The sequence below is a fragment of the Desulfovibrio sp. X2 genome (assembly GCF_000422205.1).
Classification (GTDB): Bacteria; Desulfobacterota; Desulfovibrionia; order Desulfovibrionales; family Desulfovibrionaceae; genus Alkalidesulfovibrio.
The window spans coordinates 16328-25432 of record NZ_ATHV01000019.1 but is presented as its reverse complement, the minus strand read 5'-3'; the positions used below and the strand labels follow the sequence as shown (position 1 = coordinate 25432).

At 68.5% G+C, this 9105-nt stretch carries 9 protein-coding genes; 3 read left to right on the top strand and 6 right to left on the bottom strand.

Annotated elements, in window-relative coordinates; genetic code table 11:
* Positions 1-1665, top strand: coding sequence for a 4Fe-4S binding protein (locus DSX2_RS06930; RefSeq protein WP_020880455.1), 1665 nt, complete (start codon positions 1-3; stop codon positions 1663-1665).
* A gap of 123 nt (positions 1666-1788) precedes the next feature.
* On the opposite strand, the gene DSX2_RS06925 is transcribed toward DSX2_RS06930, so the two are convergent.
* The 6 genes from DSX2_RS06925 to DSX2_RS06900 all read right to left on the bottom strand — a co-directional run bounded on the left by DSX2_RS06925 (position 1789) and on the right by DSX2_RS06900 (position 6604).
* Positions 1789-2622 (bottom strand): ribonuclease H-like domain-containing protein, encoded by an 834-nt coding sequence (locus DSX2_RS06925; RefSeq protein ID WP_020880454.1) that lies wholly within the window; start codon positions 2620-2622, stop codon positions 1789-1791.
* A 347-nt stretch (positions 2623-2969) separates the two neighbouring features.
* The gene (locus tag DSX2_RS06920; protein ID WP_020880453.1) at positions 2970-3323 is read right to left on the bottom strand and encodes a hypothetical protein; all 354 of its coding nucleotides are present in this window, start codon (positions 3321-3323) and stop codon (positions 2970-2972) included.
* 9 nt (positions 3324-3332) lie between these two features.
* Complete coding sequence (locus DSX2_RS06915; RefSeq protein WP_020880452.1) at positions 3333-3932, bottom strand: hypothetical protein; 600 nt, start codon at positions 3930-3932, stop codon at positions 3333-3335.
* A gap of 60 nt (positions 3933-3992) precedes the next feature.
* On the bottom strand, positions 3993-5630 hold the full coding sequence (locus DSX2_RS06910; protein ID WP_020880451.1) for a glycosyltransferase family 9 protein: 1638 nt from the start codon (positions 5628-5630) through the stop codon (positions 3993-3995).
* A gap of 3 nt (positions 5631-5633) precedes the next feature.
* Positions 5634-6293 carry a thiamine phosphate synthase gene (gene thiE / locus DSX2_RS06905; RefSeq protein WP_020880450.1) on the bottom strand — a complete coding sequence of 220 codons (660 nt, stop codon included), beginning with the start codon at positions 6291-6293 and terminating at the stop codon, positions 5634-5636.
* Positions 6290-6604, bottom strand: a complete 315-nt coding sequence (locus DSX2_RS06900; protein WP_020880449.1) for an MTH1187 family thiamine-binding protein — start codon at positions 6602-6604, stop codon at positions 6290-6292. The genes thiE and DSX2_RS06900 overlap by 4 nt, the downstream gene beginning before the upstream one ends.
* Positions 6605-6818: 214 nt before the next feature.
* Here DSX2_RS06900 and DSX2_RS06895 point away from each other — a divergent pair, with 214 nt between their 5' ends.
* Together DSX2_RS06895 and DSX2_RS06890 are read left to right on the top strand one after the other, a co-directional pair.
* The gene (locus tag DSX2_RS06895; protein ID WP_020880448.1) at positions 6819-8138 is read left to right on the top strand and encodes a malic enzyme-like NAD(P)-binding protein; all 1320 of its coding nucleotides are present in this window, start codon (positions 6819-6821) and stop codon (positions 8136-8138) included.
* A 256-nt stretch (positions 8139-8394) separates the two neighbouring features.
* A complete protein-coding gene (locus tag DSX2_RS06890) occupies positions 8395-8973 on the top strand; it encodes a TetR/AcrR family transcriptional regulator (RefSeq protein ID WP_020880447.1) in 579 nt (192 codons plus the stop codon).
* Positions 8974-9105 lie beyond the last annotated feature (132 nt).

Here is a 9105-nt window from a genome sequence, read left to right as displayed (position 1 = left end):
ATGACTCTGCGCCGCGTCGTCCAGACCGTCTGCCTCGTCCTCTTCGCGCTCCTGGCCCTGGGCACGGCGGAGGCGCTTGTCGGCGGCTCTGCAGTCCCATTCGCTCCAGGCCGCGACCTCCTCGTGCGCCTGGACCCGGCCGCAGCCCTGCTGGCCGCCGTGGCGGACCGTTCCGTGAGCCTCGCCATCCTGCCGGGCCTCGCGGTCCTGGCCTCGGGCCTCGTCCTCGGACGGGCGTTCTGCGGCTGGGTCTGCCCCTTCGGGGCCATGCTGGACATCACCGACCCGCTCCTACGCAGGCTGGCGGGCAAGAGGAGGAACGTGCCGCGCGCGGGCGGCCGTACCCTGCCCCGGCGCCTCAAGTTCGGCGTGCTGGCCGGGCTTCTGTCCGCGGCCGCGTGCGGCGTCTCCCTGGCCTTCTGGGCCGCGCCTCTGCCCCTGGCCGCGCGCCTGTGGGGCCTTGCGGGGCGCGAAGGGCTCTCCCGCCTGGCGGACGCCGGGCTTCGGGTGATCGATCCCCTGGCCCGCGGCCTCGGCGCGACGGGCCTGGCCTTCGCGGAGGTCAAGCTGCCCTCCTACGCCACCCTCTCCTTCACCCTGCTCTTCTTCGCCCTGGCCTTCGGGCTCGGGCTCCTGGGCAGCCGCGTCTGGTGCCGCTGCCTCTGCCCCGCCGGAGCGGCCCTGGGGCTCCTTTCCCGCCTCGCGCCCTGGTGCCGCACGGTCGGCGAGGGCTGCACCTCCTGCGGCGCCTGCGCCCGCGCCTGTCCTGCCGGGGCAATAGGAAGCGATTTCACGGCCACGGACCACGCCGAATGCCTCAAGTGCCTGCGCTGCCGCGATACGTGCCCACAAGACGTCGTACGATTCGGCTTTACACGCACGGAGCAGGCGGCCTTCTCGCCCCTGCGCCGCACCCTGGTCGGCGGCGCGGCCCTCGGCGCGGGCGCGGCAGCCCTCGGGCTCTACGGCCCGGCCCTGGGCGCGGCCCTTGCAAAGGGGAACGGCCCCGGCGTGCTGCGCCCGCCCGGCGCCCTGCCCGAGCAGGACTTCCTGGCCCGCTGCGTGCGCTGCGGGCTGTGCGCCACGGCCTGCCCCACGAACACGCTGCAGCCCGCCTGGCTGGCCGCCGGGGGCCTTGGCATGTTCAGCCCGGTGGTCACGCCGGTGAAGGGCTTCTGCAATCCGCTCTGCCACGCCTGCGCGCCCGCCTGCCCCACGGCGGCCATCCGCGTCGTCGCGCCCGGGGACCGGCTCTTCGCCAAGCTCGGCACGGCGTATATCGAACGCAAGGATTGTCTGGCCTGGGAAAAAAAGAAGAAGTGCCTGGTCTGCGACGAGGTCTGCCCCTACGACGCGATTTCGTTCAAGCCCGAGCCGGACAACCCGGTGCGCGTGCCGCACGTGGACGCCAAGCGCTGCGCGGGCTGCGGCTTCTGCGAGCACCACTGCCCGGCCGTGAATCCCGTGCGCGGGAGCAAGGCCATCGTGGTCCGCGCCAAGGACGCGCTTCGCCCGCGCACGGGCAGTCTTCGCGCCGCGGCCGAGGGTGCGGGCCTGCGCCTCATCTACACGCCGAAGAAGAAGGGGACGGACGGCGCGCAAGGCGCTGAGCCGCCCGCGCCCGAACCGTCCCCGAACGGACTGCCGCCGGGGTTCTCGGAGTAGTTCGCGGAGGAGTTCGCAGAAGAGCTTTCGGGGAAGAGAAAACGGGTACGCATCACCGGCGCAGGCCGGGCGCTGTCGGCAAGCAGGCGGATCAGCGGATCAGCAGATCAGCAGATCAGCAGATCAGCGGTAGTAGATGGACTTCAGCCGCCGCACCAGCGCCTCGTCGGCCTGATGGGGGTTGTCCACGGGCGCGCAGCACGGCAGGGACACGTCCGAGGCGAAGGGCGTGGCGGCGAGGAGGCGCTCCGAGGCGTAGCGCAGGAGCGTGCCCAGGTTCAGCACATCCTCCGCGTTGTAGGCCAGCAGCGTCTGCAGGGCCTTCTCGTCGCCCGTGTCCAGGAAACGCTTCCAGAGCAGCACGGCGAAGTAGCCGTCCACCCCGTCGAGTTCCGCGCGGTCGAGCCCCAGCGCCTTCTCGCAGCGCTTGAGCCCGCCGGTCAGCCCCACCCTTTTCAGCACGAAGCGCAGGTCCACGTGGGCCTTGGGCAGGACGATCCTCATCTCGCGCTCGATGAAGGGCGCGTCGAAGGAGCGGCCGTTGTAGGTCACGAGCAGCTTGTAGTCGAGGATGTCGTCCTGGAACGACTCGAGATTCCGGCCGTGCACGTAGGTGCGCAGGCTCCTGCCGTCGAACAGGGCGATGGAGGTGATGTGGTCGTTGCCGCGGCCGAGTCCGGTGGTCTCGATGTCCACGTAGGCCGTGGCGTCCCTGAAGTGCGGCCACAGCCGCCAGTGCTCCTGGGCGGGCAGCCTGGCGGCGAAGAACTCCGCGTCGCCCGCCTCCAGGCGCTCGCGCGACTCGTCGAGCAGGGCGGCGGCCTGGGCGTGGCGGTGGGCGGAAAGCAGGGGCGCGGCAAGGGCGAAGTCGTCCCAGCCGCGGACGCCCGCGGCCCAGAGCTTCTCCTCGGTGCGCACGCCCACTCCGGGCAGATGGCAGAAGGTCCTCGTCAGCATGGGTACCCTGAGTAACCATCTCCCCCGCGCCTGACAAGCGGAGAAACGGCGGAAAACGGCGGAAGGCCCACCAGGGGCGCGATCCGAAAGGCTATTATGAAAAGGATCGGAAGAAAGGGGCGGGAAGGCGGGGACGGGGCTCTCCGCCCCGTCCCCTTCCACCCGGAGGAACGCGGCCTGGCCGCGCTTCAGATCGATGGCCGACTCTTTTTCGCAGGCCGCTCACAAGGTGTCGGATGCAAGGAGCAAGAAAAGTTCAAGGCCGACGCGTACCATGACATACGCGAGGGTTTGAACTTTTCGCGGTGACGAGGCGGACGGCGCCTTTTCAGTGCTCCGAACGCGGGCTAGCCGCGCTTGCTGATGTAGCGGCTCTGGACCGGCGAGCGCATGCCCGCGGCCTGCTTGTAGCCGCCGAAGCGGCCCGTCTCCTGGCGCACGCGCACAAGGTCTTCCTTGAGCTCGGCGTGCAGGCGCTTGGCCTCGGCCGTCAGGCGGCCCTGCATGTTCTTCAGCTGGTTCAGCTTGTCCAGCAGCGCGTCGGGCGAAGTCTCGTCCTTCATGGAGAGCACCTGGCGGATGATCTCTCCCCGCCTGGCGGAACTCTCCTCGGCCTTCTCGAAATCTCCCTCGGCCAGGAAGCCGAGTTCGGCCTCGCTCATGGCCAGGGCATCGTCGAGCATCTTTATCTTCTCGGACATGGCGTCCTCCTACTGGACGTCCCGGATATCCTCGCGCAGCTTGGCGATGACCTGCTTCCACCGCTGCACGGCCGGAATGTATTCGTATTCGAGCAGATCGGAGAGGAGGATCCAGTCCTCGTTCTCGGTCACCTCGAGCATCTCGCCGAAGAGGTTCGAAAGGTCGTCCACGGCGGTGCCGAACTGCTTGTTCTGCTTGAGCGTGAACTCGTCGCGCAGCACGGCGACCATGCTGAAGAAGTCGCGGGTCACGTCCAGCAGGTCCTGGTACATCTCCAGGGCCTCGGCGTCGTCGGCCTGGCGGAAGAGGCCGGAGACCTTCTTGGCGCCGGAGTCCATGAGCGTCACGACCTTGTAGAGCTCGCGGGTGATGTTCACCGCCATCTCGTTCACGCCCATGGTCACGATCTCGAGCTGCTTGACCTCGGAGGCCGGGATGTCCTCGGCCTGGTGGGGGTAGATCTCGGAAAAGTTCTCCTGGTTCAGCAGAACGTCGGTGACGACGCGGTCGTTCATGTACTCGTCGGACATGACGGTGAGCAGAATCTGCTCCAGGTTCTGGAATTGCGCGATCTCGATGGGAGCTTCGCGTCCGTCGACAACGATCATGGCACTCTCCTCCGTGGGGGTGGCTTTTTCCTGCCGGGAAAATATTCAAGAAGCGTGCCGTTAATCGGCACTGGAGGCGCAGAGCCCGGCCAGTGCGGCCAGCCCCGCCTGGAAACGGCGGATAAGGGACAGTATGTCCGCGAGGTTGTCCCCGCGCTCCTCGCCCTGGGTGGCCAGCAGCCAGCCGAGGGGAGCCAGGCGGGGATCGGCCTGCAGGCGCGCGGTCAGGCGCTGCCAGGAGGCCAGGAACTTGGTCTTGAAGGCGGGCAGCGGGTCGCGCAGCAAAAGCGTGCCCTGGCTCGAGAGCAGCGTGATCAGGCCGGAGGCCTCTGCCAAGGGCGCGGCGAGCTCGGCCCGGGCCGTCCCTGAAAGCGGCGGCAGGCCGGAAAGGTCCGGGGAGTCCACCCCGTCAAGGAACTGACGATAGAAGGCGCGCTGCACCAGAAGCCACGCCTGGCGGTCGTCCGGCGCGTGCTCGCCCAGGCGCGTGAGCCCGAGATACCCCCAGGCGTCGCGTCCCGCCACGAAGGCTCGGGAGCCGCACGGCGCGGCGTCTCCCCATCCCTGCCCGGCAAGGCACGCCGCGGCCGCGGCGAACACGCCCTCGGGCCCTATGGCCTTGCGGCAGGCCTCGCCGCGCGCGCAGGGCGCGCCGAAGGCGCAGGGGTGGCAGTCCATGTCCGGCTCGAGGCAGAGCGCTCCCTCGAGGTAGGGGCCGGTGTCCCAGGGCTGGGCGGTGCACAGGAAGACCGCCAGCACGGGCGTGGAGAGCCCGGCGGCCAGGTGCATGGTGCCCGTGTCGTTGGTCACCAGGAGGCGTGCGCGCGTGAGCACGGCGGCCAGCTCGGGAAGCGACGTGCGGCCCACCAGGGAGATGTGCGGGTGGTCGGCCTGCGCGGCATAGCGCTCGGCCAGCCGCTGCTCGCCGGGCCCGCCCAGGAGCACCGGCAGGGCGGCGCATTTTTCCCAGAGCAGGCGGCCCAGGCAGGCAAAATATTCCAGCGGCCAGCGTCGCCTCTCCTCGCTCGCGCCGAGCTGCAGGGCCACCAGCCCGCCCGGAGCCTTGCCGGGAGTCTCGGGCAGGCCTGACAGGACCGTGGCCTCGAGTTCCGCTAGGAGCGCATCCACCCGGGCGCGGTTCGCGGCGTCCGGACCGGCCAGGCGCAGGGCCGGAGGGCATTCCCCGGCGCCGAGTCCGGCCACGCGGCAGAAGATGTCGGCCACGTTGAAGGGACTCGTGCCGCGATGCCTGCTCGCGGTCTGCAGAAAGGCCGCCCACGGGCTCGTGTCCAGGCTGAAGCCCTCCTCGTCCAGGCAGAGCCCGACCTGCTCGACCGGCGATGTTCCGGAAGCGGCGCCAAAGGCGCCGACGGCCGCGAAATGCCGCGCCAGGACGCGCCCGGCGAGCGAGGGGGTGATGTTCACCACGCGCTCGGGCGCCATGCTGCGCCGGACCTCTTCGCCCCACTCCCAGAACGAGGAGAGCATCCGGCGCCAGTCCGCGCCCGGTCCGGCCACAAGGCGCGAACCCGGCAGCGCGGCGACGCCTGAGAGGCCGTCGAGCAGCCCGGCGGCCGCGCGGAAATTCTCCAGACAGGCCAGATGGACCTCGTGGCCCTGCGAAGCCAGGCCCGAGATGCAGAGCTGGCTCTGGATCAGGTCGCCGAAGCGGGTGAGGTTCAGGAGCAGGACGCGCATGGGCTACGAGCCTTGCACGCCCCGTGCCGCGCGCACCACGTCGGCCAGCCTGGCTGCGGCCTCGCGCGGCGCGGGGGCGGAGCACACGGCCGAGACCACGGCCACGCCTGCCGCGCCCGCCCGGATGACGCCGGCGGCGTTGTCCGCGCCGATGGCGCCGATGCCCACCACCGGCCGTCCGGCCAGCTCGACGATGCGCGAAAGCCCGGCAAGCCCGATGACCGGCGCGGCGTCCTTCTTGGTGGTCGTGGCGAAGACCGGCCCGGCGCCGAGATAGTCCACGGGCAGGTCGCGGGCCGCCAGGGCCAGCTCCTCGCTCTCCACGGAGAGTCCGACGACGGCGTCGGGACCGAGCGTACCCTGCACGATGGCGCGCACGTCCGCGGGATTCATGTCCTTCTGCCCCACGTGCACTCCGGCCGCGCCGCAGGCCAGGGCCACGTCCACGCGGTCGTTGATGAGCAGGGGCACGCCGAAGGGATCGAGCAGGGCCTTCACGGCCCTGGCGAGCTCCACGAACTCGCGCGTCTGCGCGTCCTTCTCCCTGAGCTGCACGAGCGTCACGCCTCCGGCCACGGCCTCGCCCACCACGTCGACGAGCTGCCGCCCGAGGCACAGGGGGCGGTCCGTGACCAGGTAGACCGAGAGGTCGAAGCGCCTCATTCGCCCTTCTCCCTGGCCGCCAGATGGCCCTCGACCGAGGCGATCTTGGAGCTCAGGCGGCCTGCCTGCCCCTCGCGCGAATCCACCTTGAGCGTCATGTAGACGCGCGCGGAGCGCTCGCGCATGGCCGCGTGGCAGCGGCCGACCACGTCCATGACCTCGCCCCATTCGCCCTCGATGCAGGTGCCCATGGGCCCGAATTCATGCGCCAGGCCGCTTTCGCGGATGATGCGCACGGCCCCGGCCACATGCTCGGACAGGCTATCGCCGAGACCGACGGGGAATATCGAAAGTTCCGCCAGAACGCTCATTGGACCCTCCTTGGTTGGTTGCCCGATCAATTTGCCCTCGAGCACCCTGTGAGGCAGATGTACGACCACCCGGGAAGCAAGGCAAGGCCTGCCTTCCTGGGCGTCGGCCATATGCTCTTTACATCTTTTGGGCGCTTTTGTAGCGTGCAGTCCTCTCTTTCCAACCGCGCGGGGGGGAAATTTTCCCCGCCCGCCCACCAACTGGAGGTGTCCGATGGCCCTGTTCACTCCCGAGGAGGCGCTCACCTATCACAGCGCCGGCCGCAAGGGAAAAATCGAAGTCGTTCCCACCAAGCCGTGCCTGACCCAGAAGCATCTGACGCTGGCCTATTCGCCCGGTGTCGCGCATGCCTGCATGGCGATCCACAAGGATCCCTCCCTGGTCTACAAGTACACCACCAAGGGCAACCTCATCGCCGTGGTCTCCAACGGCACGGCGGTGCTCGGCCTCGGCAACATCGGCCCCTTGGCGGGCAAGCCGGTGATGGAAGGCAAGGGCGTGCTCTTCAAGGTCTTCGCAGACATCGACGTCTTCGACATCAACCTCGACTGCAAGGACCCGGACCGTCTCATCGACGTGGTCAAGGCGCTGGAGCCCACCTTCGGCGGCATCAACCTCGAGGACATCAAGGCCCCCGAGTGCTTCCACATCGAGACCACGCTCAAGCGCGAGATGAAGATCCCGGTCTTCCACGACGACCAGCACGGCACGGCCATCATCTCCGGCGCGGGCCTGTTGAACGCCCTCGAGATCAGCGGCAAGAAGATCGAGGACATCGTGGTCGTGGTCTCGGGCGCCGGCGCCGCGGCCATCGCCTGCCTCAAGTTCTACGAGGCGCTCGGCGTGAAGCACGAGAACATCCACATGTTCGACTCGCGCGGCCACGTCCACAAGGGCCGCACGGACCTGAACCCGCAGAAGGCCTACTTCGCCCAGGACAAGGCGCTGCCCTCCCTGGCCGCGGGCATGAAGGGGGCGGACTGCTTCCTCGGCCTGTCCGTGGGCGGCATGGTCACGCCGGAGATGGTCAAGTCCATGGCCAAGAGCCCGATCATCTTCGCCTGCGCCAACCCCGACCCCGAGATCACCTATCCCGACGCCAAGACCGCCCGTCCGGACGCCATCATGGCCACGGGCCGCTCGGACTTCCCCAACCAGGTCAACAACGTGCTCGGCTTCCCCTTCATCTTCCGCGGTGCGCTGGACTGCGAGTCCACGTCCATCAACGAGGAGATGAAGGTCGCGGCGGCCCGGGCCCTGGCCGACCTGGCCAAGGAGCCGGTCCCGGACTACGTGAAGAAGGCCTACGGCGTCTCGGAGATGGAGTTCGGCATCGACTACATCATCCCCAAGCCGCTCGACCTGCGCGTCATCGAGTGGGAGGCCCCCGCCGTGGCCAAGGCCGCCATGGACAGCGGCGTGGCCCGCAAGGCGCTCGACATGGACAAGTACAAGGTCGAGCTGCGCGATCGCCTGGCCGCTTCGCGCGCCCGCGTGCAGACGCTCGTGGACAGCTACGAGCTGGGCTTCTAGGCTCCCTTCCCTTCGCCCTCCACACCGGGAGGCGGCCCTGCGCCGCCTCCCGTTTTTTTTGCCCGCCGTATTCCCGTTTGCACGCCTATCCCCGCGGATGCATAAATATCATTCCCACCGCCCGCGCCGGGGGGTAGAGTTCAAAGAACCGTCAACCCCGGACGGCAATTGACAAATATTGTCCAGGGTCCTAGTTAAGGACCCTACTTTCCGGCGTGGCGGCCGTTGCGCCGGCCGAGATGACTCCAGGTGAGGCATGGGCAAAATAAAGGCGATCGTGGACGCGGCACAGACGTTGTTCGCGGAGAAGGGATACGAGAACACCCCGGTGGCGGAAATCGCCAAGATCGCGGGTGTTGCCGGCGGGACGATCATCTATCATTTCAAGAACAAGGAAAACCTGCTCTTCATCGTCACCTGGCGCATCCTCTACTCGCTCTACAAATCCACGCTCAAGGGGCTGGGCCCGAGCCCGGACGGCCTGCAGGCCGCAGTCGCTTTCGTGGACACGTTCTTCGACTCCTTGGAATCGCATCGCAACGAATTTCAGCTCATGCTGAAGAATACGGCCTACGACACCCTGGACGTGGATGCCTTTCCCAATGCCGACCTGAAGCTCCTGCACCTGCGCTATCTCCAGCTCCTGGAGGACGCACTGGACAGGGGGCAGCGCGACGGCTCCATCAACATCGAGGACGTCCACGCCACCGCGACGATCATCTACGCCACCCTGGTCGGAGCCGCGCGCATGCACATCTCCCATGGAGAGCCCCTGGGCGTGCTGCACAAGGAAGCCGCCACCTTCGTCCGCGCCCGTCTGACGTTGCCTGCCTGAGGGGTACCTGAAAACGCACCCCGGCGCGCCTGCCTGACGGCAGAACACGCGAAATGATGCCCGCCGCCTCGAACCGAGGCCAGCGGGCTTTCTTTTGTCCTGGACTGGGCCCGAAGGGCCAGGAGCGGAGGA

What these genes read in the sequence shown, in the direction of transcription:
- DSX2_RS06930 (WP_020880455.1), top strand. Translation starts at nt 1, where the DNA reads ATGACTCTGCGCCGCGTCGTCCAGACCGTCTGCCTCGTCCTCTTCGCG.
- DSX2_RS06925 (WP_020880454.1), bottom strand. Translation starts at nt 2,622, where the DNA reads ATGCTGACGAGGACCTTCTGCCATCTGCCCGGAGTGGGCGTGCGCACC.
- DSX2_RS06920 (WP_020880453.1), bottom strand. Translation starts at nt 3,323, where the DNA reads ATGTCCGAGAAGATAAAGATGCTCGACGATGCCCTGGCCATGAGCGAG.
- DSX2_RS06915 (WP_020880452.1), bottom strand. Translation starts at nt 3,932, where the DNA reads ATGATCGTTGTCGACGGACGCGAAGCTCCCATCGAGATCGCGCAATTC.
- DSX2_RS06910 (WP_020880451.1), bottom strand. Translation starts at nt 5,630, where the DNA reads ATGCGCGTCCTGCTCCTGAACCTCACCCGCTTCGGCGACCTGATCCAG.
- thiE (WP_020880450.1), bottom strand. Translation starts at nt 6,293, where the DNA reads ATGAGGCGCTTCGACCTCTCGGTCTACCTGGTCACGGACCGCCCCCTG.
- DSX2_RS06900 (WP_020880449.1), bottom strand. Translation starts at nt 6,604, where the DNA reads ATGAGCGTTCTGGCGGAACTTTCGATATTCCCCGTCGGTCTCGGCGAT.
- DSX2_RS06895 (WP_020880448.1), top strand. Translation starts at nt 6,819, where the DNA reads ATGGCCCTGTTCACTCCCGAGGAGGCGCTCACCTATCACAGCGCCGGC.
- DSX2_RS06890 (WP_020880447.1), top strand. Translation starts at nt 8,395, where the DNA reads ATGGGCAAAATAAAGGCGATCGTGGACGCGGCACAGACGTTGTTCGCG.